General features: G+C 43.3%; 21 protein-coding genes and 4 pseudogenes. 24 read left to right on the top strand and 1 reads right to left on the bottom strand.

Annotation, left to right across the window (positions count from 1 at the left end):
• Window positions 1-108: 108 nt before the first annotated feature.
• The 23 genes and pseudogenes from PCORN_RS21310 to PCORN_RS10115 all read left to right on the top strand — a co-directional run.
• Window positions 109-348, top strand: a pseudogene (locus PCORN_RS21310) (isopeptide-forming domain-containing fimbrial protein); the annotation flags it as partial.
• A gap of 100 nt (window positions 349-448) precedes the next feature.
• Window positions 449-910 (top strand): LPXTG cell wall anchor domain-containing protein, encoded by a 462-nt coding sequence (locus tag PCORN_RS20325; RefSeq protein ID WP_051999387.1) that lies wholly within the window; start codon window positions 449-451, stop codon window positions 908-910.
• Window positions 911-1,204: 294 nt separating this feature from the next.
• Window positions 1,205-2,662 (top strand): AcpB/EbpR/MafR family transcriptional regulator, encoded by a 1,458-nt coding sequence (locus PCORN_RS10210; protein WP_036080054.1) that lies wholly within the window; start codon window positions 1,205-1,207, stop codon window positions 2,660-2,662.
• A 312-nt stretch (window positions 2,663-2,974) separates the two neighbouring features.
• A pseudogene (locus PCORN_RS10205) lies at window positions 2,975-5,049 on the top strand (BglG family transcription antiterminator).
• A gap of 12 nt (window positions 5,050-5,061) precedes the next feature.
• Complete coding sequence (locus tag PCORN_RS10200) at window positions 5,062-5,547, top strand: PTS sugar transporter subunit IIA (RefSeq protein WP_036080052.1); 486 nt, start codon at window positions 5,062-5,064, stop codon at window positions 5,545-5,547.
• Window positions 5,547-5,825 (top strand): PTS sugar transporter subunit IIB, encoded by a 279-nt coding sequence (locus tag PCORN_RS10195; RefSeq protein WP_036080051.1) that lies wholly within the window; start codon window positions 5,547-5,549, stop codon window positions 5,823-5,825. Before PCORN_RS10200 ends, PCORN_RS10195 begins: the two co-directional genes overlap by 1 nt.
• Before the next feature lie 63 nt (window positions 5,826-5,888).
• Window positions 5,889-7,169, top strand: a complete 1,281-nt coding sequence (locus tag PCORN_RS10190) for a PTS galactitol transporter subunit IIC (protein ID WP_036080047.1) — start codon at window positions 5,889-5,891, stop codon at window positions 7,167-7,169.
• A gap of 26 nt (window positions 7,170-7,195) precedes the next feature.
• Window positions 7,196-8,242, top strand: coding sequence for a galactitol-1-phosphate 5-dehydrogenase (locus PCORN_RS10185; protein WP_036080045.1), 1,047 nt, complete (start codon window positions 7,196-7,198; stop codon window positions 8,240-8,242).
• Window positions 8,243-8,250: 8 nt separating this feature from the next.
• Window positions 8,251-9,282, top strand: a complete 1,032-nt coding sequence (locus tag PCORN_RS10180) for a zinc-binding dehydrogenase (protein ID WP_036080064.1) — start codon at window positions 8,251-8,253, stop codon at window positions 9,280-9,282.
• Window positions 9,283-9,301: 19 nt separating this feature from the next.
• Window positions 9,302-9,469: a hypothetical protein gene (locus PCORN_RS19350; RefSeq protein WP_159102567.1), complete on the top strand. Its 168-nt coding sequence runs from the start codon at window positions 9,302-9,304 to the stop codon at window positions 9,467-9,469.
• Between the two features lie 16 nt (window positions 9,470-9,485).
• Window positions 9,486-9,935 (top strand): ribose 5-phosphate isomerase B, encoded by a 450-nt coding sequence (rpiB, locus tag PCORN_RS10175; protein ID WP_036080061.1) that lies wholly within the window; start codon window positions 9,486-9,488, stop codon window positions 9,933-9,935.
• Window positions 9,936-9,945: 10 nt separating this feature from the next.
• Window positions 9,946-10,599: a transaldolase family protein gene (locus PCORN_RS10170; RefSeq protein WP_036080042.1), complete on the top strand. Its 654-nt coding sequence runs from the start codon at window positions 9,946-9,948 to the stop codon at window positions 10,597-10,599.
• Window positions 10,600-11,271 carry a ribulose-phosphate 3-epimerase gene (gene rpe, locus PCORN_RS10165; protein WP_036080039.1) on the top strand — a complete coding sequence of 224 codons (672 nt, stop codon included), beginning with the start codon at window positions 10,600-10,602 and terminating at the stop codon, window positions 11,269-11,271. It begins immediately after the preceding gene.
• A 39-nt stretch (window positions 11,272-11,310) separates the two neighbouring features.
• Window positions 11,311-13,333: pseudogene (gene tkt / locus PCORN_RS10160) on the top strand (transketolase).
• Window positions 13,330-13,974, top strand: coding sequence for a ribulose-phosphate 3-epimerase (gene rpe / locus PCORN_RS10155; protein ID WP_036080036.1), 645 nt, complete (start codon window positions 13,330-13,332; stop codon window positions 13,972-13,974). The pseudogene tkt and the gene rpe (PCORN_RS10155) overlap by 4 nt, the downstream one beginning before the upstream one ends.
• 169 nt (window positions 13,975-14,143) lie before the next feature.
• Window positions 14,144-15,155: pseudogene (locus tag PCORN_RS10150) on the top strand (zinc-binding alcohol dehydrogenase family protein).
• Between the two features lies 1 nt (window position 15,156).
• Window positions 15,157-15,675 carry a dihydrofolate reductase family protein gene (locus tag PCORN_RS10145; RefSeq protein WP_036080034.1) on the top strand — a complete coding sequence of 173 codons (519 nt, stop codon included), beginning with the start codon at window positions 15,157-15,159 and terminating at the stop codon, window positions 15,673-15,675.
• Between the two features lie 6 nt (window positions 15,676-15,681).
• Window positions 15,682-16,317 (top strand): isochorismatase family protein, encoded by a 636-nt coding sequence (locus PCORN_RS10140; RefSeq protein ID WP_036080030.1) that lies wholly within the window; start codon window positions 15,682-15,684, stop codon window positions 16,315-16,317.
• Window positions 16,318-16,339: 22 nt separating this feature from the next.
• Entirely contained in the window at window positions 16,340-16,954 is a 615-nt protein-coding gene (locus PCORN_RS10135; RefSeq protein ID WP_036080027.1) for a DUF1648 domain-containing protein, read from the top strand.
• 111 nt (window positions 16,955-17,065) lie between these two features.
• Window positions 17,066-18,721, top strand: coding sequence for a peptide ABC transporter substrate-binding protein (locus tag PCORN_RS10130; RefSeq protein ID WP_036080024.1), 1,656 nt, complete (start codon window positions 17,066-17,068; stop codon window positions 18,719-18,721).
• Window positions 18,722-18,827: 106 nt separating this feature from the next.
• Entirely contained in the window at window positions 18,828-19,721 is an 894-nt protein-coding gene (locus tag PCORN_RS10125; RefSeq protein WP_036080022.1) for a glycosyl hydrolase family 28-related protein, read from the top strand.
• Window positions 19,722-19,924: 203 nt separating this feature from the next.
• Window positions 19,925-20,596 (top strand): hypothetical protein, encoded by a 672-nt coding sequence (locus PCORN_RS10120; protein ID WP_036080019.1) that lies wholly within the window; start codon window positions 19,925-19,927, stop codon window positions 20,594-20,596.
• Window positions 20,597-20,815: 219 nt separating this feature from the next.
• A complete protein-coding gene (locus PCORN_RS10115) occupies window positions 20,816-22,723 on the top strand; it encodes a beta-glucoside-specific PTS transporter subunit IIABC (protein WP_036080017.1) in 1,908 nt (635 codons plus the stop codon).
• Between the two features lie 43 nt (window positions 22,724-22,766).
• Here the strand turns inward: PCORN_RS10115 and PCORN_RS17370 are convergent, their stop codons facing one another.
• On the bottom strand, window positions 22,767-23,432 hold the full coding sequence (locus tag PCORN_RS17370) for a CPBP family intramembrane glutamic endopeptidase (protein ID WP_051999386.1): 666 nt from the start codon (window positions 23,430-23,432) through the stop codon (window positions 22,767-22,769).
• Between the two features lie 295 nt (window positions 23,433-23,727).
• On the opposite strand from PCORN_RS17370, the gene PCORN_RS20850 reads away from it, so the two are divergent.
• Window positions 23,728-23,862 (top strand): hypothetical protein, encoded by a 135-nt coding sequence (locus PCORN_RS20850; RefSeq protein WP_277620191.1) that lies wholly within the window; start codon window positions 23,728-23,730, stop codon window positions 23,860-23,862.
• The last annotated feature ends 19 nt before the right edge of the window (window positions 23,863-23,881 follow it).

Here is a 23,881-nt window from a genome sequence, read left to right as displayed (position 1 = left end):
GTGACAACAACCATCAAAGAAGGCGTAACAGATGAGCAGTTGGCACCATTTATCAAAGACGGTGGGATTCCAAACCAAGCAGACCTAGCGTTCGGTAACGAAGGCGACATGATCCAGTCAGAAATCCCAACCGTAACACCACCACCAGTCAATCCAGAAATCAACAAAGATATTGAAGGCAAAGAGCACCTAGACCTGACAAACCGCAACGACGCTTTTAACTGGAACATCCACACAGCATTTGGTAACCAAACAGCAAGCTGGAACCAAGCGATTATCACAGACCAAATAAACGACGTACTAGCAATCGAAAACATCCAAATCACCGACGAAAACGGCAACGATGTGACAGGAAACGGCACGATCACGGAAGAAAACAACCTAATTACCTTCACGATGAACAAAAAAAGACGACAGCTTTGCGTATCTGGCAGGCCACACCTACACGATGACTGTCACAACAACGATCAAAGCAGACGTAACAGACGAGCAATTAGCCCCATTCATCCAAGACGGTGGGATTCCAAACCAAGCCGAACTAGCTTTTGCGAACGAAGGCGACATGATTCAGTCAGAAATTCCAACAGTAACACCACCGAAACCATTAATACCAGTGGGAGTGACACCAGGAAAACCAGAAACACCATCAAAAGTAACGCCAGTCCCACCAACCAAAGAAACACCACCTAACAAGAAAATACCATCAACAGAAACAAGCAAGACACCAAAACAACCAGAAAAAACAGCAGAAATGAAAGTAAGCGAGGCAAAAGAGGAAGACAACACATCGACATCTACGAAATTCCTACCGAGTACAGGTGATGCGCTAGAGTACATCTGGATTCTACTCGGAGCAGCGATTCTCTTCATTCTAGGAGCAGTGGTTATAAGACAACATAAAAAAGCGTAATCACAAAAATAGAATGCCCGACATCATGTGGATTTAGTAAACATATGACATTGGCGATAACTGGTATTTCCTGAGTTTAAATCGAGGGAATACCAGTTATTTTTGTAGCTTCCAATGTAGCGGCTAAAACTTGAATAAATCAGCAAGAATAGACACACGAGCGTTTCACACCAAATTTTGGATTGCCAGACTCTCTTTTTGATGAAATTGTAGCTCTGAGACAGGGCTACTTTTTGACTTTAGTAATCTAGTAAACTAATATAGAATACATAAAGTGCTAAAGGGGCTGAGGATATGAGGAAGTTACTAAGCCGTTCCAATTTTCGAAAATTAAGCATTATTAACTTGCTGTTTTATTCTAAATCCGAGTACGTAGAGAAACAGTTTATTTTGGATAAAATGGAAATTACGATGAAAACTCTTAATAAGGATATCTTAGAAATAAATGAATTCTATACCACGTTTCACTTTCAAATAGAAGTTTACCAGAAGAATTTACTATACTTAAAGAAAGAGTCTGGCGTCCTACTAAATAATTCTTTACTAGGTTCTTATATGATTTACAACAGCGACATATACAACATCGCTAAATTAGCATTCAGAATTAAACCAGATTTTGTAGAGCAAGTAGCAGAATTCGCGGGCATTAGTAAATCAAGTGCGTATTCTAGGTTAGAGGAATTTGATGATGTACTTGCTGCTAATAGCTTGTTTTTAGACAGAAGCCCTTTAAATATAGTGGGAAACGAGTTAAATATTCGTTTTTTCTACTTCCATCTATTTGAAAAAGCATATCCTTTCTCTGGTTGGGAAATTCCTGAGGTGGATTTAGAAGTCATCTATTCTTTCATAGAAAAGCTAGCTCCCTACATGGGAATTTATTTATCACCTATTGCCAAGATTGATTATGCTATCGCGATAAGTGTTTGTTTGGTTAGAATACGGGATGGTTATTATGTAAAATTAACGGCACAGGAGCGTAAGGCAGTGACTGAATTTGCCCATTTATATTCTTTTTCAAATATTGATTTCACGGAGCTTGAGGCTAGTATCGGCGGTATCTCTTTACCTGAAACAGAACGTCATTTGATTGTATTGAGTCTTCGTTTGACATCGTTCACCTTTTTTGATGATAGCAAGGTGCAGCGGATACTAGATTACAATAAACAATTTAGACCTTCGCGTTACCTACTTGCTGAAGAAATAGCTAAGGTAGCCGGGACAGATTATAAAGATATAGAGCTACTTAAAGCGGAGTTACTTGCTTATTTTTCGAAATTCACTTTTTTAGAAAAAGCAGCCCAAATAACGGATATTGATTACTTTTCAAGATTAACTGCTCCTGATCAAATGATAAAGAAAAGGCTCCAACATATTGTCAATGAGGCGTCGGATGATAAAGATTTGGCCTTTGTTAGGAAGAATAAAAGTGTGATTCTTGCGTATGTGTACGAATTTGTTCATGTAGCAATGCTTTCTAAGAACGTCGCTAATTCGCTAAAAATTAAGGTATTATCTAAAAAAGGGCCAGTATGGGAACAATTCATGAAATACGAGATTCGAAAGCGCTTCCCAGAAAAATTAGTGATCTTTAGTAATGAGCTTGACTCAAAAGAGCATGTCACGGACTATGATTTAATAGTGAGTGACTATCCAGTAGCCATTTCCAATGAGATTCCGATACTTATTTGGAATATGCCTCCTACAAAACAAGATTTAAAAGCGCTCGAAACGATGATCTATAAATTTTGATAGACATTGATTTGCTCCACAACGATGGTATTATTTCCGTATCTTGCACGTAGTTTTTAGAATTGCCAACCATGTTAAATAATTCTTATTGAAATTGCCATGTCTGCGCCGTATAGTTGAGGTAGACGTGGTTTTTGTTTTGCTTTCAGGGCATCGCTAGTGGGCTTTTTTGCGTGGATTGATAGGTACTTCTGTTAAGGAAATCACAAGTAAAGCCCCATGCTGTACAATTTCTTAACAAGATGTTGGGATGAAAGCGTGTACAATTATAGTGTGAAGCGTTCTATAATAAAAGAGAACAGGAGGGATATCATGTATTTGGATGAAAGAAGCAACGTGCTGTTGAAAGAGATTCTGCGGCATCCTAATATATCGAATGCCAAGCTGCAAGAGAAGTTCGGGTTGACGCGTAGGCAGGTGGATTATAGCTTTCAGAAGGTGAATCAGTGGCTGGAAGAGCAGGCTTATCCGAAGATTCATCGGTCAGCGAATGGACGTTTTGTTGTGGAACCTGACCTGTTTCAACTGGTGGAAAAAAAAGACGAATGGGGAGGAGGAAGATCGGTATATCTTGTCTGAAAAGGAGCGGGCGAGCTTGATTATCTTGATGCTCTCGACGAATCAGGAGGAACTGTCGCTGAATCATTTTATTAGTGAACTAGATGTGAGCAAAAATACGGTTCTGCGTGATTTGAAGGGTGTGCAGATGATTTTTGATACGTTTGGGCTTGCGGTGCATTATTCGCGGATGAAGGGCTATCAGATTCGTGGAGATGAGTGGAATCAGCGGTCGGCGTTGATTTATGCGGCGGGGCACATTGTTTCAAGTTATAATGGTGAGTCGCTTTTGCAACATTTTATGCAGATAGATTCGACTCGGGTGGAAACGATTCGGGAGCATTTGGTGGAAGTGGAAGGGCAGCTTAATTTGACGTTTATTGATAACAAAATGCAGATTTTACCGTATATTCTGGAAAGTATTTTCAGGCGAATCCGAAAAGGGCAGCGCATCACGACGGAATTTTTAATTGATTTTAATGAGTTGTCAGATACGCAGGAATATGGCGCGGTGCAGCTGTTGATTGAGGATGAGCCGTATATTTCGGAAACGGAGCGACTGTATATTTCGTTGCAGTTGTTGACGTCGAATGTGTTACCGAAAAATGACTTAACAAACGAGACGTCGCCGCGCTTGAAAATGGCTGTGTCGCAAGTTTTGAGCGGATTTGAGAAGAAGGCGTGCATTCAGTTTGTCGATAAGGCCTCGCTGCTCGAAAAGTTATTTGCGCACATAAAACCGGCGTATTATCGGATAAAATACCATTTAACGACGGATTATAGTCTTTTAGACAAGATTGATCAGGAATTTCAGGCGGTACATTATATTGTGAAGCAGTCCCTCAAACCGCTCGAAAAATTTATTGGAACGCGTATTCCTGAAAATGAGAGTATTTTTATCACGTTGTTTATTGGTGGGCATTTGATTGATACGACGGAAAGGTTGCAGACACGGCTAAAGGGCGTAGTTGTGTGTCCGAATGGGTTGTCGATTTCGCGCTTGATGGAGAAGACGTTGCGTAGTTTGTTTCCGGAAATCTTTTTTTTATCAGGCTATGTCGATCCGCGAATTTGAACAGACGAATGTGCGGTATGATTTAATTTTTTCGGCAGTGCCACTTCGGACGGAGAAGAAGATTTTTCTAATTAATCAATTAATGGATGAGCAGGAACGATTGGAGCTCAGGCGGCGCGTGATGCGGTCGGTTTACATGATGGGCGAGAGTAGCGTGAGCGTGGAGCAGTTGATGCGGGCGGTTGAGAAACATGCGACGGTGCAGGATAAGGAGCGGTTGGCAAAGGCGCTGGCAGACTGTTTAACGCAACCGATGAAGGCGGCGGAACATGTGGCTGGAGAGCGGAAAGAATTGGCGGACTTGTTACAACCGGAGATGATTCAACGGGTTCGAGCCGTGACGGATTGGCAAGCGGCGATTCAGTTGGCTTCGGTGCCATTGCTCGAAAAAGGAGCTATCACGGATGCGTACGTGCAAGAAATGATGCAACAACATGTCACACCGGCCGCGCATATTGTATTGCGGCAGACCATTGCTATTCCTCATGCAGAGACTGAAAAAGGCGTGAAAGAACTTGGAATGAGCATGCTTTATATCGAAGACGGGCTAGCGCTTGAAGATGGCGGGATATTGCATTTCGTCGTGGTCATCGCGGCCATCGATAAAAACGCTCACTTCCAAGCTTTACTGCAATTGATGGAACTTGCTGGACATAAGAAAACACTGAAAAAAATCGCGCAACTAGAGGAATCGCAAATCATCCATCAGACAATTCGGAAATTCATCGTAGAACTTGAGGAAAAAGTGAAATAAGGAGGAATGGGAATGGATTTAGTACAGTTTATAAAGAAAGAGATGATCTGGGTGCAGACGCCTTGCCAAGATCAGACGGAACTTTTTGCAGAAGTATCCACGCGCGCGGCTTCGCAGGACTTGATTACCGACCAGTTTTTGCAGAAGTTGACGGAGCGGGAGGCCATTTTTCCAACGGGGTTACAGTTAGAGAATTTTGGCGTAGCATTGCCGCATACGGACCCAGAATGTGTGACGGAGCAGTTTATCGCAGTATTAACAAGTGAGGCGGGAATTCCGTTCAAGCAGATGGCGGACGCGAATCAAGAAACAACGGCGAATTTGATTTTTGTGTTAGGGCTAAATGAGCCGCACAGCCAACTTGCCGTTTTGCAACAATTAATGGGCGCAATCCAAAATGAAGAACACGTAAAAGCACTGCTCGCGGCAAAAACGGCGGATGATATCATCGAAACGTTGTCGCAAGTAGTATTACATTTGAAGGGTGAGGAAAAATAATGAGTAAAAAAGTATTGGTAGCATGTGGAGCAGGAATCGCAACATCGACGGTCGTTATGAATCGTGTGGAGAATTTGTTGAAGGATAACGGCATTGACGCGAGTGTGGAGCAAATTAAAATCGCAGAAGCGGCGTCGAAACAAGAAGGGGCAGATCTTATTGTTTCAACGACGATCTTGCCAACGACGTATAGCATTCCAGCGATTATCGCGACGGCTTATATTTCGGGGATTGGGATGGAAGAATTAGACGCAGAGATTTTGGCGAATTTGAAGTAATAGAGAATAGGGAGCTTGGCAGAAATCGAGTGAAAGCTCCCATTTAAAAAGGAGGAAAAGGGTATGGATAAGCTTTTAGATGGTGTACAATATGTCTTAAATCTTGGTCCGACGGTTATTTTGCCAATTGCTATTCTGATTATCGGAATGATTTTTGGTACTGGTTTTAAAAAGGCGTTTCGGTCGGGGATTACGATTGGGATAGGTTTTGTGGGGATTAACTTAGTCATTAACTTATTGGTGACAAACTTGGGTCCGGCGGCGCAACAAATGGTGGAACGCTTCGGACTGAATTTGACGATTATTGATGCAGGTTGGCCATCAGCAGCTGCGGCTTCTTGGGCGTCCCCCGTAGCAGCGATTCTGATTCCGATTTGTCTTATTGTCAATCTATTACTTATTTTCTTTAGAATCACCAAAACATTGGATATCGATATTTGGAATTATTGGCACTTTATCGCGGCTGGGGCGACGGGCTATGTTGTCACTGGTGGTAATTGGTGGTTCGCGATTCTTTGTGCGATTTTGTATGAGATGGCTGTTCTGATTATTGCGGATAAAACGGCGCCGATGGTCGAGCAATTCTATGGTCTAAAAGGGATTTCGATGCCAACTGGTTCTACAGCTGCATTCGGGCTTATTGGTATTCCGATTGGCTGGGTTGTTGGGAAAATTCCAGGGTTGCGTAATCTTCACGCGGACCCAGAGTCGATTCAAAAAAGGTTTGGTATTTTTGGGGAACCGATGATGATGGGCTTAATTCTAGGTATTGGGATCGGTTTACTTGCAGGTTATGATGTCGGTGAAGTATTCCAAGTCGGGATTTCGATGGCCGCGGTTATGCTTCTAATGCCTCGTATGGTTAAAATTTTGATGGAAGGCCTAATTCCGATTTCAGAAGCGGCACGTGAGTTTATGAAGTCAAAATTCAAAGGTCGCGAACTGTATATTGGACTTGATGCGGCGCTTTCTGTTGGACATCCAGCGGTTATGTCGACAGCTTTGATGCTCGTTCCGATTACACTTTTATTGGCGGTTATTTTGCCGGGGAATCGGGTTTTACCATTTGGTGATTTAGCAACTATTCCATTTTATATTGCTTTTATCGTAGCTTCCAGGAAAGGAAACATTGTGCAGTCACTTATCACGGGGACAATCGTTATTGCCTTCTCGCTACTTATGGCAACGAACTTCGCGGATACGCATACGGCCATGATGAATGGCGCTGATTTCAAAATGCCAGACGGAGCAACGAAAGTTTCCAGTCTTGATTTAGGCGGAAACTTCTTAAACTGGCTAATTTTAAAATTTTCTGAAGGTTACCAAGCTATTTTCGGGAAATAACGGTTTTTTGAAAAGGAGTTGGAAAAATGCGAGCAGCGGTTTTATATGAAAATAATGAAATCAAAGCGGAACAGGTGGAAGAAGCGGTTTGTGGCAAAGATGAGGTACGGGTGAAAGTGATGGCGGCTGGGATTTGTGGCTCGGATATTCATAAAATGCAGACGCGTTGGAAATACACACTTCCGGCGGTAATGGGACATGAATTCGCGGGCGTGGTTGTGGAAAAAGGTGCAGACGTGACGGAGGTTGCTGTTGGAGAACGCGTTGCTGGGATTCCGCTCGTTCCTTGCGGGAGTTGCGAATATTGTCAACAAGGCGAATTTTCTTTATGCGAAAATTATCGGATGGTTGGCTCTCATTTTCATGGTGCTTTTGCAGAAAATGTTGTGTTGAAAGCAACGAATGTGATCGGAATTGGCGATATGGATTTTGAGGAAGCGGCGATGTTGGAACCACTTGCTGTAGCGATGCATGGTGTCTTAGGTATTAAGCCAGAACTTGGCGATACGGTCGTTGTTTTTGGAATTGGGACGATTGGAATCCTCGTGGTGCAGTGTTTACAGCTTGCAGGCGTGAAGGATATTATCGCCGTGGACATTAGTGATGGGAAATTGGCGGAAGCTCGCAAGTTTGGGTGCCGCTACACGATTAATCCGCTCCAAGAAGATTTAGCTGAAAAAGTGCGCGAATACACTGGCGGAAGTGGCGCAGATATCGCATTGGAATGCGCTGGTTCTAAGATTACGCAGGAACAATGCCTACGCGTGACGAAGAAAAAAGGCAAGATTGGGTATCTCGGCATTGCTTATGCAGATGTTTTGCTACCCGAAGAAGCATTTGAGAACATTTTCAGGCGAGAGTTAACGTTAAAAGGTTTTTGGAACTCTTATTCGGCGCCGTTTCCTGGGGAAGAATGGACAACATCGATTGCCTTCGTAAATCAAGGACGAATCCAGTTGAAACCACTAATTTCCCATCGTTATAAAGTAAGTGAAACGAGTGATGCATTCGCGATGATACTTGGTCGAAAAGAGGATTATAACAAAGTCATGATTTTACCACAGGAGGAGTGAAGGAAAACGTGAAAGCAGTTGTAAAAACAGAATCAGGATTTGACAAAATGATGTTGGAAAACGTCGCTGAGCCAGTGGTTTATGGAAATCGCGTGAAGATTAAAGTGGCCTATACGGGGATTTGCGGTTCCGATATTCATACATTTAAAGGTGAGTATGGCAATCCAACAACACCGGTAACGCTGGGACATGAGTTTTCGGGTGTTGTTGTCGCGATTGGACCTGATGTTACCAATCTCAAAGTGGGCGACAGGGTAACAAGCGAGACGACATTCGAAACGTGTGGGACGTGCAAATTTTGCTTGGAAAAAGAGTATAATCTCTGTTCGCATCGACGTGGCATTGGAACGCAGGCGAACGGTAGTTTTGCGGAATATGTTTTATCACGCGAGGAAAGCTGTCATACATTAGTGGATTCGATTTCCTATCAAGCCGCCGCACTCACAGAACCACTCGCATGTTGCGTTCACGCCGCGCTTGAAAAAACGACGATTGAGCCAACCGATACGGTGTTGATTTTCGGACCTGGACCAATCGGACTCCTGCTCGCACAAGTTGTGAAAGCACAGGGCGCGACAGTTATTATGGCAGGAATTACGAAGGATAGCGAACGGTTGAAATTGGCAGCAGAACTCGGCATCGATCGCACGGTAGACACGATGCAAGAAAATTTAGCAGACATTGTTTTTGCGATGACAGAAGGCTATGGCGCAGATAAAGTGTTCGACTGTTCAGGAGCTGTTCCCGCAGTAAATCAAGGTTTGCCACTAACCGCTAAAAAAGGCACATTCGGTCAAGTAGGACTTTTCGCGGAGAAATGTAACCCAATTGATGAAGAATCGATTATTCAGCGCGAAATAACTTATATTGGCAGCAGATCACAGAAGCCGAGCTCATGGCATATCGCTCTAGACTTACTAGCAAATGGAAAAATCGATACGAAACGAATGATCACGAAAGTTTATGATTTAGAAGAATGGCGCGATGGTTTTGAAGCTGTTATGGCTGGAAATGAGATCAAAGTATTAGTGAAATCTTAATGATAGGAGGATAACGAGCATGCTAAAACAACGACAAAAAAGGACAACAGATACACAGGAAAAAGCTGGCGGGCCGATTCAAGTATACAGTTATCCTCTGAAAGCAACGGAAACGGATGTCATATTGGCGTATCACATCCGTTTCTGTTGTCATTCATTATACGCGAATCAGGGGTTAAAAATCTAGGATGAGGGTGAAAAAAATGAAAATAACTATTGGATGCGATCATGGCGGCAGACGACTAAAAGATGCTATTGTTGCGCATTTAAACACACGAGGGGTTCTTGTATCAGATATAGGCACCTATAGTGATGATAGTGTTGACTTTCCATCGTATGCAGAGGAAGTTGCCAATCAAGTGAATAGCGGAGAAGCTGATTTGGGCATTTTATGCTGTGGAACAGGGATTGGCATGTCGATTGCAGCAAACAAAGTCACAGGAATTCGTGCCGCAGTAGTCTCCGATTGCTTCAGCGCACAAGCAACACGCGAACATAACGATAGCAATATTCTATGCCTCGGTGAACGCGTTGTGGGAGAAGGCTTGGCGCTACGAATCGTAGACACTTGGCTAGACACCAAATTTGGCGGGGAACGTCATACACACCGATTGCAAATGATCACAGCAATCGAATTAAAAAACGAAACGTGAGGTGAAGGTCATGTTTTTAGATACAGCAAATATAACGGAAATCGAGGCAATGCTACCATTCAACTGGCTCACCGGTGTCACAACAAATCCAACTTTGCTTGCTAAAGAAAAAGGACAGACCCGTGCGAATATTTCCCGGGAAATATTATCGATTCTAGGCGAAAGTCAGCGTCTTTTCATTCAAGCAACAGGTGTGACACAAGCAGAGCTATACGAAGATGCCCAAACGATTCTTTCAAAAGACGCTAGAATCGCTATCAAAATTCCAGCCGATCAAAATGGTTTCCACGTGATGACTCAATTAAAACAAGAACGACCAGACGTTGAAATCCTAGCAACAGCCATTTTTTCAGTGGAGCAAAGCTATCTTGCAGCATTGGCAGGTTGTGATTGGGTAGCGCCTTACGTCAACCGAATGGCGAATCAGGGACTCAGCGCATCAAGAATCATCACAGACACGGTAGCACTTTTTAAACAGTTGGGCGTTTCCACAAAAATCCTCGGCGCAAGCTTCAAAAACACAGCGCAAATCACAGAAACGCTTATAGCTGGGGCGGCAGATGTAACAATACCAGCAGATTTAGTGGAGGTTATGATGCAGAACAAGTTAGCCGCAGATAGCATTCAAACCTTCAATCTCCATGCAAAAGGAGGTTGTAAGTAAATGGCAACACACATCGCAGCATCTATTATGTGCGCGGATCAGCTACATATAGCCGACGAGCTGGAACGATTGGAAGCTGCAGGAATTGACCTTTTACATTGTGACGTCATGGATGGTAAGTATGTGAATAATTTGGCGATTGGTCCAGAATGGCTGATGGCAGTGAAAAAGGCAACCAATATATCGCTTGATGTCCATCTAGCAACAATAGACCCATTAAAATATATCGATATGTTTGCCAAAATAAAGCCCGAATATATATCTTTTCATGTTGAAGTTTGTGAAGACATCTCAGCCGTCATCCAGAAAATCCGAAGCCACCACATAAAACCCGCCATTGCTCTGAACCCAGAAACACCACTCGAAGCCATTTCACCATATATAAACGATGTAGAAATGGTATTGATGATGACCGTCAATCCAGGTTTTGCAGGACAATCTTTTCAACAAAGTGTATTAGAAAAACTACGAACGTTACGAGCAATACTTGCAGACAACGCCTATGCGCCACTTATTGAAGTGGATGGAAATATCAATGCTACAACAATAGGCCAAATGAGCGACTGTCTACCCGATGTTTTTGTACTTGGAACATCCGCCTTATTCCATAAAAAAGATAGCAAAACCTATGCCGAACGTTGCGTTCAAATTTGGTCAGAAGTAAAAAGATAAGTATATATGTGCGATAAATCACAATGAGGAGTGAATACATTGAAAAAAACATTAGATCAACAAACTATCGATACGGTGCGAACGCTATCCATCGATATGATTGAAAAAGCAAACTCAGGTCATCCAGGAATGCCGATGGGAGCCGCTCCGATGGCTTACATGCTCTGGGCGAAAAATCTAAACTTCAATCCAACAAATCCAAGCTGGTTCAACCGAGACCGCTTCGTTTTAGCCGCTGGACACGGATCAGCCTTACTTTACAGTTTGACTCATTTATTCGGCTACGACCTAGAAATAAGCGACTTAAAACAGTTTCGCCAATACGAAAGCAGAACACCCGGTCACCCAGAACTGGGCTTTACTGCAGGTGTAGACGCAACAAGTGGGCCACTGGGACAAGGCATCGCGATGGCAGCAGGAATGGCGCTCGCCGAATCTCACCTTGCCGCTCAATATAACAAGGATGAATACCAAATCGTGGACCACTTTACCTACGCTATCTGCGGGGACGGCGATTTGATGGAAGGTGTGGCGTCCGAAGCAGCCTCACTTGCAGGCCATCTCCAACTAAACAAACTCATCGTGCTCTACGATTCCAATGACATCTCGCTAGACGGTGATTTAAGCGCCTCCTTCAGCGAAAACGTTCAAATTCGATTCGAAGCATACGGCTGGGAAGTTTTGCGCGTAGAAGATGGTAATGATTTGGCTGCCATCCAAGCTTCCATTACACAAGCAAAAAGGAGCCAGAAGCCAACACTCATCGAAGTGAAGACAATCATCGGTTACGGCGCCCCAACAAAAGCAGGAAGTTCCGCGAGTCACGGCGCCCCACTCGGCGCATACGAAGCCACCGCCGCAAAAGAATCCTACCATTGGAATCACGAAGCCTTCACTGTTCCTGTTCAAGTAAAAGACTATCTCAAAAATTACCCCAAAATCGGCGTGGAAAAAGAAACACAGTGGAACAATCTCGTCACTAATTACACCAAAGCATATCCAGAATTAGCCGCAGAATTCCAACGCGTCATCACGGGTAAACTACCAACCGACTGGCAATCCAATTTCCCAACTTTTGACGAAGCAGGGAGTAAAAAAAATCGCAACCCGAAGCGCGTCTGGCAGCATGATCAACGCGCTAGCAGGAAAACTTCCCGAACTATTCGGCGGTTCTGCAGATTTAGGCTGTTCCAACAAAACGTTCATCGATGAAAGCCCAGCTTACACAGCAAAAAATCCAGCAGGGCGTAATATCTGGTTCGGCGTCCGCGAATTCGCGATGGGGGCCATGATGAACGGAATGGCATTACACGGAGGACTTCGCATTTTCGGGTCCACATTTTTCGTATTTTCCGATTATATCCGACCAGCCATCCGAATGGCAGCACTCATGAAGTTACCCGTCACATACGTTTTCACACACGATAGTATCGCAGTTGGCGAAGATGGTCCAACACACGAACCTATCGAACATTTGGCGTCGCTACGCGCTATGCCTGGCCTCTCGATAATCCGTCCAGCCGATGCCAAAGAAACACGTATAGCATGGGCGCTCGCAGCGGAAAACAAGGAGGGTCCCATCGCACTTGTCCTGTCCCGCCAAGACCTACCAGTCCTTTCGAACCCACAGTCCACCATTGATGAAGGCGTCCAACAAGGCGGTTATACCGTATCACCATCACGCGCCGCCCTCCCAGAAGCCATCCTCATTGCGACAGGTTCCGAAGTATCGCTAGCCTTAGAGACCCAACATGTCCTGCACAACGAACATCATATTGATGCCTCCGTTGTCAGTCTCCCAAGTTGGGACCGCTTTGCCAAGGCAACCGAATCCTACCAAGAAAGCGTCCTACCAAGCACAGTCAAAACCCGCATCTCTATTGAAGCAGGCGCCACATTCGGCTGGAAAGAATTCACCGGAACAGCTGGGCTCAACATCGGCATCGACCATTTCGGCGACTCCGCCCCAGCAACGCAACTTTTCGAAGCGTACGGTCTCACAGCCTCAAACATCGCACAAAAAACGGCACAGCATCTCGCGAAAGAAGGTGTCAAAGCATGACTCGCATCGCGCCATCTCTCCTCGCCGCCGATTATCTAAAACTTGGCGAGGAAATCAACCGAATGGAATCCGCGGGCGTCGACTACTTGCACATCGATGTGATGGACGGACATTTCGTACCCAACCTCACATTCGGCATCGACATGGTCGCCCAAATCGCTAAAAGCACTCGCATCCCACTCGACGTCCATCTCATGCTCGCCGAACCTGAACGCTACATCGAAGCATTCGCAAACGCCGGAGCCGCCATCATTTCTGTCCATGTCGAAGCCTGCCCGCACATCCATGCCACCCTAAAAGTCATCAAACAAACCGGCGCAAAAGCAGGCGTAGTTTTAAATCCAGGCACACCCGCAGAAAGCCTAACATCCGTCCTATCCGAGGCCGACCTGATCCTCCAAATGACCGTCAACCCAGGCTTCGGCGGTCAAAGCTTCATCCCAGAAACACTAACCAACATTGAAAAACTAGCAATTTGGCGCAGAGAAAACAACTATTCCTATCTCATCGAAGTAGACGGTGGCATCAACCAAGAAACCGCCAAACAAGCCAAACAAGCAGGTGTAGACATCCTAGTAGCAGGTTCTTATTTGTTTCAAAATACAAATTTAGAAGAAGCGATAGCCAACATGAAAAAATGATTTTTCTTTCATGTTCACTTTGCTGATAAACAGGACATAAAAGGAACCGCTCCTTTGTGTCCTGTTTTTATTTGTACCCACTCGTGTTTTTTCAATTCCACAAAAAAATTCCCAATCCATGCATTATTTTCAAGGAGACGGGGAATAATAAAAGGCGAGGTGTTGAAAAATGAAAATAGTAGGACTATACAAATATTTACCAATCGAAGCCGAAGAAAGTTTCTTAGATCTCACAATCGAAACGCCACAAGCTAGCGGACACGATCTACTCGTCCAAATTCAAGCCATATCAGTCAATCCTGTCGATACAAAACTACGGGCACCAAAAGATACCGTGGAAGAAAACCCCCGAATTCTCGGTTGGGACGCAGTCGGAATTGTGACAGAAATCGGCGATGCCGTGGAGTTATTCCAAGTTGGCGATGCCGTTTACTACGCGGGAGACGTGACGCGGCCAGGAAGTTACGCCGATTTCCAGCTTGTCGATGAACATCTAGTTGGCGCGAAACCAGCCAATTTATCCATCGAAGAAGCCGCCGCCATGCCACTCACGCTGATTACCGCGTGGGAAGCCTTGTTCGACCGGATCCGTATCAACTGACGCCGACGCTGGGAAATCACTCCTTATCATTAACGGTTCAGGTGGCGTCGGTTCCATCGCAACGCAGCTCGCCGTTTGGGCGGGTTTGGAAGTCATCACGACGGCCTCACGAGAGGAGACTATCACTTGGTCCAAACAGCAAGGTGCGACGCATGTCATCAACCATCGCGAACCACTTTCTCCACAGTTAAAAGCACTCGGTTTTGACGGTGTAGACTACATCTTATGCCTACATAACACGGATGCTTATTGGGACGCGATGCAAGAAATCATTTTTCCACAAGGTCATATTTGCTCCATCGTAGAGCTCCAAAACCCAGTATCCATGAGCCTCATCAAAGATAAAAGCGTGACGGTGAGCTACGAATTCATGTTTACCCGTTCCAAATATAATACACCCGACAAAGTACGCCAACACGATATTTTGACGAAATCCGCGCAATTATTTGAAAAAGGTGCTCTAAAATCAACCTTAAATCAGATGCTAACACCAATAAATGCAACCACAATAAAAGAAGCACACCGAATTCTAGAATCAGGGAAATCAATCGGAAAACTAGTAGTGAAAGGATTTGATTAGGATGACAGAAAAACAAATTGACCTATTCATAGCCATGAGTTTAGATGGATATATAGCGGACGAATCCGGCAGTGTAGGCTGGTTAGAAGAGATTGAAGGCAAAGGCGATAACGGCTACACAACGTTTCTAGATGAAATCGATACCGTCGTAATGGGTCACACCACCTACAAACAATTATTCACGCTCACCGACACCTTTCCATACAGCAAGAAGCACGTTTATGTTTTTTCCAATGAAAAAGCGGGTACAAAAGACGAATACGCCGCGTTTGTAAATGGTTCCGTTAAAAATTGGCTCGAAACAACAGAAGGCAAGAGCATCTGGCTTGTCGGTGGCGCCCAATTAGTGAAAAAATTCCTCGAAGAAAATCAAATCGACCGCTTTATCATCACGGTGGCCCCGATTATTCTCGGAGACGGCACACCACTCTTTGAAAAAGGCGCAAGAGAGCTTCTACATCTCGAAGAAGTCGTAAAATTTGGCCAGTTTACACAGATGACGTATCGCAAAAAGGAGTAATGAATCATGAAAATAGCAACTTTTGATGTCGACGTACAAAAAGGTTTCACACCACTTTGCCCAGAAGAACTTCCCATTCCAGGAGGTCATCTTATCGTGCCAGAACTGCAATTTATGGCGACAATGGGCAGCATTCGCATTGGCAGTAAAGACGCGCACCCCGAACAAGCCGTTTGGACCGTCACAGACCCCGAAGAAATGTTGGCGCCACTCGATTTTCCAGACGCTGACCTGACTTGGGTGAAACACTGCGTTCCAGGTACGCCAGGCTTTGAACTACTAGACGACATGCCGCATCCATCCGAATACGATCTTTTTGTTTGGAAAGGAATGGAGCCTGATTTGCATCCATACGGCGCCTGTTATCACGATATTCGCGAGAACTTGTCGACCGGCGTGATCGAATTTCTGCGAGAACGAGAAGTGGATCTTGTTATTGTTGGAGGATTAGCTTTTGATTTTTGTGTAAAAACGACGGTGGAACAGCTTTCACGAGCAGGTTTCGCGGTGGTTGTATATTTGCCTGCGACGCGTGCTTTGTCAGAGCGCGGTTATCACGACACAGCAGCGTATCTAGGAACTCTAAAAAACGTCAGGATAGCCAAGGACCGAGCTGAATTAGCCACGTATCGCCAAATTTAATTGTAGGAAAGAGGCGAGACGAATGAAAAGAATTGGAATGTTTCCAAGCATGGTTATTTTTTCGACACTAGTTTTAACCTTAGCAACGTATCCCTTACTCCCAAGCGAGGTAGCGGTACATTTTGGAACGGATTTTTCACCCGATATGTTCGTCCAAAAATGGCTTGGCTTAATTTTAATTCCTTTCCTTATGGTGATGTTTACCGGCACAGAATACTACGGGAAAGAGAAAGTAAAACCAGATAATCGCTTGGAATTTGAGTACATGTTCTACGCATTACTAATCCTACTCGCCATCATTCAGGTGACGATTATCCTGTTTAGCCTAGGATACGAAATCCCAACAGGCCGCTACAGCCTACTACTCGTTGGAGCGCTCCTAGTCCTGACGGCGATGTACCTTTCAAATTCCAAAAAAATATTCTTATGGCTCACACTCATCGGCTTTAAAAAGATAGACGCAAGATCCCGAAATAGCTTAAGAAAAATAACTGTTATAACGTTGTCTGTGGTCGGATTCACATTCTTACTTCTCGGTATCTTCATGTTCAACGATCCCTCTATTATCATGCTTGCAGCGCTATTATCCATGACTGTTATCATTGTCGGGTCCGGCGTCTACTTAAATAAAAAATAGTACAGTTCCAGTTTACAATGAATACAGATTATGGTTTAATAAAGCCAAAGAGATGTCTTGAAAAGGAGACATATCTTTGGTCTTTTTTTAGGCCAAAATGAAAAGGGGGACATGATTTTGCGCAAAAAGATGTTAGGCATCCTAATGCTATTAGGACTTGTATTACTTGCCGCTTGTCAGTCAAAAGATGCAGTAAAAGATACGGAGAAACAAGAAACCAGCACGATTAACATCATGGAAACAGGCGAAATACCCGGCGTGAATCCAACGACCGCGGACAATAGCGTCAGTTTTAAAGCAATTAATCAAGTATATGAAGGATTATACCGTTTAGATAAAGAGGGCAAGCCAGCACTCGCTATGGCTGCCGCAGAACCAGAAGAAAAGGACGGCGGTAAAACGCTGATTTTCAAAATTCAGGAAGACGCCGAGTGGTCGAATGGAACACCAGTAACCGCTGCCGATTTTGAATACGCATGGAAAAAAGTCGTCGATCCGAAATCAGCCGCTGCATATGGCCCGCAGATGGAAGAAATCGTGAAGAACGCGACGCAAATTTTAAAAGGTGACATGGACCCAGATCAGCTCGGCGTCAAGGCGCTAGACGATAAAACGCTACAAGTCGAGCTCGAAAATCCAGTACCAATTTTCAAAGACTTGCTCACAACCGGCACATTCTTCCCACAAAATCAAGCGTACATCGAGAGCCAAGGTGACCGCTACGCTCTATCTAGCGAAAACTTAATTTCCAACGGCCCATTCAAACTAGAAAACTGGGATGGCACGAAAAAGACATGGGATTACGTTAAAAATAATAAATACTGGGACAAAAAGAACGTGAAAGCGAATAAAATCCACGTTCAAGTTGTAAAAGACACGAATCAGGCGTTGAACCTATACACAACTGATAAACTAGATCGCATCGAACTTGACGGTGAATTCGTTTCCAAATACAAAGACGATCCCGATTTCAACAAAACCTTCACAGGACGCTCCGTCTACCTCAAGATGAACCAAGGCAAGGACGGGCAGAAAACCGACCTAGCAAACGTCAATATTCGCCGCGCCTTAGCCATGGCAATCGATAAACAATCCATGGTAGACCGTTTACTTGCCAATGGCTCAGCCGTACTAAACGGAAATGTACCAGCTAAAATCATGTTCGACCCCAAAACAAAAGAAGATTTCCGCGAACAAAACGGCGATCTCTTAAGCTACAATCCAACAGAAGCTAAGAAATACTGGGAATCAGGGCTAAAAGAAATCGGCAAATCAAACCTAACAATTGCCTTAACAGCCGGCGATTCATCCCTACAAAAACAACAAACAGAGTTCATGCAAGATCAACTCCAAAAAAATCTACCAGGATTGACCGTCAACATCAAAACAGTCACACAAAAAGCAAGCTTTGTAGCCGATATTAGCCAAGACTATGAAATGCTACTCGGCGGATGGGGCGGAGACTACTCAGATCCACTAACATACCTCAACCTCTTTCTAACAGATAGCCCAGGAAATCACACCGGCTTTTCTAACACAGAATATGACAAATTAATACTAGGCGCAAAAGGATCACTATCCAACGATCCAGAAAAACGCTGGGATGCCCTTCTAAAAGCCGAACAAATTTTGCTCAAAGATAACGCAACATTAGTGCCACTATACCAAGGCGGACGCGCTTATCTCCAAAAAGCAGCACTACAAGATTACATCGCATATCCAATCGGTTCTGAGAATTATAAATGGATGTCAAAAGAGAATAAGTAAAAAAATACATTTCAAACGCAAAATTTGTGCGTTTGAAATGTATTTTTTTGCGGTATATTAAGAAAAAGTCACAATTTCGACACATTTAAAGAAAGCGGTGGTTCAAATGACGAAAACCATCACGTATATCACAGGCATTATTTTTAGCCTACTCCTATTTTTTCTTATACCCCAAATAGCCAAGGCTGACATTGTACCATTAATAAAAGGCACAACACCAGAAATCGCAACGCAAAACGGCAAGATATTGCAAGCCGTAATTAACCAAGCCTCTGCAACAAAAGCAAAACAAGTAACATTACCAACAGGCTTATTTTATATAAACGGGAAAATTATTTTGAAATCACATATCGTTTTAACCGGCCCAAATTCCAACCCCACAGCGACAACACTAACCATGAATAATGCCCCAATGACTACAGATTCAACACAAACAAGTCAAGAATCTGCCACAGATATAACCCTACAAAACTTTACGCTACAATATAATCCTACAATATCAAAATTCAATTACCTAACCAATCCTACTAATTTTTATCAAGATAACCTTCTGAATATAGGTATGACGACAAAAGAAGAGACCACAGCTGGTTACAAAGCAAGCACCAAGAGAGCACTAAAGACAAACATCAAAATTTTCAATATGATATTCAATGCAAATAATGTCGGTACGAGCATCATCAACATCGCCAAAGCGAAAAATATCACGATTCAAAATAGCCAACTCTTAAATTCAGGTTTACAAAGCGGTATTTCGCTAACTTATTCAGACAACATCACGCTCACAAATAATCGTCTAAAAAACCTTGGCAGAACTGGTATTGTGATGTATTACGGAAACAGCAGTATCAATATTTCCAACAATCAAGTCATCGATTGGATGCAACGCTACGGCAGTTATCACTACGACGCAGTCAAAAAAAAGCGGCGAGACACTAGACAGCATGCAAGATGCCGCAATCGACAGCTACGGCCCAGCAAATCAGTATATCACCGTTAAAAACAACCAAATCAACCTATCTACGGGAGCAAATAAGGTCAATCCAAATAATCCACTAATCGCAAAAAAAATGGCATCTCAAAGCGGTTCCAAACTATACGAGATATACCGCCCTCAGAGCAAGCGGCACCCAATACGCCTTATACCAAGGCAACACCATCAACATCGACAGCCCAGACACGTTCGCCTTTTTCACAACCAATATGCGCAAAAGCAATACCTTAACCAGACCAAAAGGCATCGTCCTCACTGGTAATAACTTCACATCAAGAAACATTGATTATCCCGTTCGAATTTTTGCAGGAATAAGTGATGCAGCGCTTCTAAACGGTATCACAATCCAATCCAACAACTTCCGAATCATCGGTAAAATCAACAATTATTACCGATCGCTCATCAACATCCGCGAAGTCCCAGTAACAGAAAATAATCGCACAGCCTACTACCCAACCGCACTACTCAGCGTTTTTAACAACAATATTCGTAGTACAAACCTAGGAAACGTTGTTGACGGTTCCTCCACCAGTAAAAAAGACGCCTTGCAACTCCTATTTCTAAATAACAACAAAAACAATGGCAAACTCCTTCAAACCGCTAGAAATTATATTGGAACAACACTAAAATCCGTTACTTACTCCAATAAAGCGCTAAGAGGAAGTATCATTTGGAACGCTGATGAAACAAAAACGAAATATATCAGAATCACAAATCTAGCAGGCAAACCAATAACTCCTGAACAAAAACTAATCAAAGGCAGTACTAGAAATTTTAGCATTCCAATCAAACTCGTTCGCGGGAATCAAATTAAAGTTCAAATATCAGAATCAAAAGGAAACTATACAAATAATTCCACAATTCTCTATCAAGTTAAATAAACGCACAAATTTTAAAGCTAAAAATAAAAAAATAAAAAAAATTTTAAAAAAACCACTTGTAATCGTTTTCAACCTATGATATATTATAGACATCGCAAAGGATTGTTACCAATCTACGGGCATTACCTAAGCTGATTCGTGGGATACACATGTATTCTCCCATGAAACGGTTTGGGTTTTTCTTTGTGCAAAAATAAGGTAAGAAGGAAGGTTTATATTATGAAATATGAACAACTCGCTAAAGATATTCTCGAAAAAGTCGGCGGAACAGACAACATCAATAGTGTATTCCATTGTATCACGCGATTGCGTTTTAAACTGAAAGATGAGAGTATTGCGAAAACAGAAGAGCTAGAAAAAATGGACGGCGTTATCTCCGTGCTTCGAAGCGGCGGCCAATACCAAGTCGTTATCGGAAACCACGTACCAGACGTATACGCAGCAGTACTAGCAGTCGGCGGCATCTCTGCTGAAGGCGCAGAAGGATCAGCAAACGAAAGCGGAGGCAATCTTTTTAATAGATTCATCGACATGATTTCAGGAGTCTTCACACCAATTCTCGGCGTATTAGCCGCAACTGGTATGATCAAAGGTTTTGCATCGATGTTCCTAGCATTTGGCTGGATCACACAAACATCGGGAACATACCAAATCCTCTACGCTATTGGGGATGCACTATTCTACTTCTTCCCAATATTCCTAGGTTATACAGCTATTAAGAAATTTGGTGGAAACATATTCGTCGGGATGGCCATCGGTGGCGCGCTCGTCTATCCAGCACTGGCGGGATTAACCGCAGGAAAACCGGCGTACACACTATTCGCAGGCACACTTTTTGAATCACCAATTCATATTACATTCCTTGGGATACCAGTTATTTTAATGAGTTATGCATCATCTGTTATTCCAATTATTTTGGCAACATTTTTCGCAGCAAAAGTTGAAAAAGGACTTAAAAAAATCATTCCAGATGTAGTAAAAACATTCTTAGTGCCATTCTTTACATTATTAATCGTTGTTCCAATTACATTCATCGTTATCGGTCCAATCGCAGTATGGGCAGGCGATTTATTAGGTCACGGAACATTATGGGTTTACAATTTAAGTCCAGTCATTGCGGGTCTATTACTCGGTGGTTTCTGGCAAGTATTCGTTATCTTTGGACTTCACTGGGGTCTCATTCCAGTTGCAATCAACAACTTGACAACACTGGGCGCAGATCCAATTTTAGCCATGACATTCGGTGCCTCTTTTGCACAAATCGGTGCTGTTCTAGCCGTTATCTTGAAAACGAAAAATCAAAAAATCAAAACATTGGGTTATCCAGCGTTCATCTCCGGAATCTTCGGTGTAACAGAGCCCGCGATTTACGGAATTACGCTACCACTTAAAAAACCATTTATCATGAGTTGTATCGGTGGAGCTGTCGGCGGCGGAATTATTGGCTATGCTGGTGCTCAAGGTTATATCATGGGTGGGCTTGGAATCTTTGGACTTCCAAACTTCATCGAACCGGGATCATCAATTGGAACCGCATTCTGGATGGTTATCGTAGCGATGATAGTCAGCTTCGTTCTAGGTCTTGTCTTAACACTCGTATTTGGCTTCAAAGATCCAGTAGAAACAGCAGCATCCGTAACACCAGTTGTGACACAAAGCGAAACACTAATCGAACAAGAAGTTTTAGTATCTCCACTTGCAGGTGAACTTATTCCGCTTGTAAATGTAAAAGACGAAGCATTCTCATCCGGCGCGCTCGGCAAAGGCTTGGGAATTGTACCAACAGAAGGCAAACTATACTCACCTGCAAACGGAACAGTAACGATGGTATTCCCAACAGGTCACGCAGTAGGAATCACAACCGATTCAGGCGCTGAAATCCTGATGCATATCGGAATGGACACCGTTCAACTAGAAGGAAAATACTTCACCGTCCACGCAAAACAAGGCGATAAAATTACAGCAGGTCAATTATTGACAGAATTCGACATCGAAGGTATCAGAAGTGAAGGCTACGATATCACCACACCAATTATCGTAACAAACACGAATCAATATTTAGACGTCATGGTTGTCGATGAAGAAGAAGTAAAACCAGGCGACCGCGTTATCACACTCGTTATTTAAATAGAAGAAGCAGCGATCCGAATCAAGGAATCGCTGCTTTTTTTCATGTCCAAATGAAAGCAATAAAGTTATTCAAAAAATGGGCAAAAATGGTGAGCTCGAGCCGCTTCGTTTTGTATAAAATCCCACCAAGCGCAATGCCCGGAATCAAATAAAGCAGAAAACTAACCCAATCTGTCGGAACATGTGCCACGCAGAAAAGCAAACTACTAACAATCCAGCCCAGCCATAACCGATTTCGGAAAAGTTGCTGCATTAGGAATCCCCGGAAAATAACTTCTTCTACAAATGGCGCAATAATAACAATCGATAAGAAGCTAAGTAACCAAGAAGCGTGCAAATAAACATCTTCTAATAAAATCTCATTCTGCGTATTTGTATAGGAAGAAAAACTCTGACCAAGAGAATCCACAACAGAACTAATTCCAATCGCGACAAGCATAACAACAGCTGCAAAAAACAATCCTTTCCAACTAATCCGTGCACGACTGAAAAATCGAATGCGTTGCCATCTCGCTAGCAAAAGTGTAATTAGCATGGCGGCTAAGCTAAGAAGTTCGCTATGCCACGTGACTGCCATATCCAAGGCATCATTCCCAGCAAATACATCCCAAACAATACTAGCAATCTGAAATATCAGTGATAGTAATAAATAAACACCAAAAACCCAAATAATTGTCCAGATCCGCGGTTGTTTTTGTTCTAGCATTCTGTTCCCTCCAAGTGTTTCATATGTTATTTATCATAGCATTAAATGGGCTGGGGTACCAAAGTAAAGATGGTTTTTAGAGGTGGACTACTCGAAGGAATACCTGCTCGCTTCGCTCTCATGCATGTTGGGAGCCTGATTCATTCCATTTCAAAGGCTCCCAACAAATCCGACTTGGGGCGTACCGATTTTCAGCCCATAGCCTATCGCTTAAAAAAAATAAATACAGCTATAATAAACCTATCAACCAAACAAAAGGGCGTGAAAGACGTGAAAAAAAGGGATTTTCGGTCTAATGTCAGCATTACTTATTATGATGCTAGTTGGAACACAGACACAGCCAATTATCGTACCAGCAAAAACGATAAAACTACATACCATCATTCCAGCCGAGCCATCAACAGCTCAAATTCTAGACGTTAAAAACTAATCGTGGTACTTAAGCGATT

The organism is Listeria cornellensis FSL F6-0969, assembly GCF_000525855.1.
GTDB lineage: Bacteria > Bacillota > Bacilli > Lactobacillales > Listeriaceae > Listeria_A > Listeria_A cornellensis.
Note: the sequence above shows the minus strand (reverse complement) of the source record. Positions and strands in the feature narration are given on the sequence as shown.

Excerpts from the sequence above, each read along its gene's own strand:
- PCORN_RS20325 (WP_051999387.1), top strand. The coding sequence starts at position 449 with ATGACTGTCACAACAACGATCAAAGCAGACGTAACAGACGAGCAATTA.
- PCORN_RS10210 (WP_036080054.1), top strand. The coding sequence starts at position 1,205 with ATGAGGAAGTTACTAAGCCGTTCCAATTTTCGAAAATTAAGCATTATT.
- PCORN_RS10200 (WP_036080052.1), top strand. The coding sequence starts at position 5,062 with ATGGATTTAGTACAGTTTATAAAGAAAGAGATGATCTGGGTGCAGACG.
- PCORN_RS10195 (WP_036080051.1), top strand. The coding sequence starts at position 5,547 with ATGAGTAAAAAAGTATTGGTAGCATGTGGAGCAGGAATCGCAACATCG.
- PCORN_RS10190 (WP_036080047.1), top strand. The coding sequence starts at position 5,889 with ATGGATAAGCTTTTAGATGGTGTACAATATGTCTTAAATCTTGGTCCG.
- PCORN_RS10185 (WP_036080045.1), top strand. The coding sequence starts at position 7,196 with ATGCGAGCAGCGGTTTTATATGAAAATAATGAAATCAAAGCGGAACAG.
- PCORN_RS19350 (WP_159102567.1), top strand. The coding sequence starts at position 9,302 with ATGCTAAAACAACGACAAAAAAGGACAACAGATACACAGGAAAAAGCT.
- rpiB (WP_036080061.1), top strand. The coding sequence starts at position 9,486 with ATGAAAATAACTATTGGATGCGATCATGGCGGCAGACGACTAAAAGAT.
- PCORN_RS10170 (WP_036080042.1), top strand. The coding sequence starts at position 9,946 with ATGTTTTTAGATACAGCAAATATAACGGAAATCGAGGCAATGCTACCA.
- rpe (WP_036080039.1), top strand. The coding sequence starts at position 10,600 with ATGGCAACACACATCGCAGCATCTATTATGTGCGCGGATCAGCTACAT.
- rpe (WP_036080036.1), top strand. The coding sequence starts at position 13,330 with ATGACTCGCATCGCGCCATCTCTCCTCGCCGCCGATTATCTAAAACTT.
- PCORN_RS10145 (WP_036080034.1), top strand. The coding sequence starts at position 15,157 with ATGACAGAAAAACAAATTGACCTATTCATAGCCATGAGTTTAGATGGA.
- PCORN_RS10140 (WP_036080030.1), top strand. The coding sequence starts at position 15,682 with ATGAAAATAGCAACTTTTGATGTCGACGTACAAAAAGGTTTCACACCA.
- PCORN_RS10135 (WP_036080027.1), top strand. The coding sequence starts at position 16,340 with ATGAAAAGAATTGGAATGTTTCCAAGCATGGTTATTTTTTCGACACTA.
- PCORN_RS10130 (WP_036080024.1), top strand. The coding sequence starts at position 17,066 with ATGATTTTGCGCAAAAAGATGTTAGGCATCCTAATGCTATTAGGACTT.
- PCORN_RS10125 (WP_036080022.1), top strand. The coding sequence starts at position 18,828 with ATGACGAAAACCATCACGTATATCACAGGCATTATTTTTAGCCTACTC.
- PCORN_RS10120 (WP_036080019.1), top strand. The coding sequence starts at position 19,925 with ATGCGCAAAAGCAATACCTTAACCAGACCAAAAGGCATCGTCCTCACT.
- PCORN_RS10115 (WP_036080017.1), top strand. The coding sequence starts at position 20,816 with ATGAAATATGAACAACTCGCTAAAGATATTCTCGAAAAAGTCGGCGGA.
- PCORN_RS17370 (WP_051999386.1), bottom strand. The coding sequence starts at position 23,432 with ATGCTAGAACAAAAACAACCGCGGATCTGGACAATTATTTGGGTTTTT.
- PCORN_RS20850 (WP_277620191.1), top strand. The coding sequence starts at position 23,728 with ATGTCAGCATTACTTATTATGATGCTAGTTGGAACACAGACACAGCCA.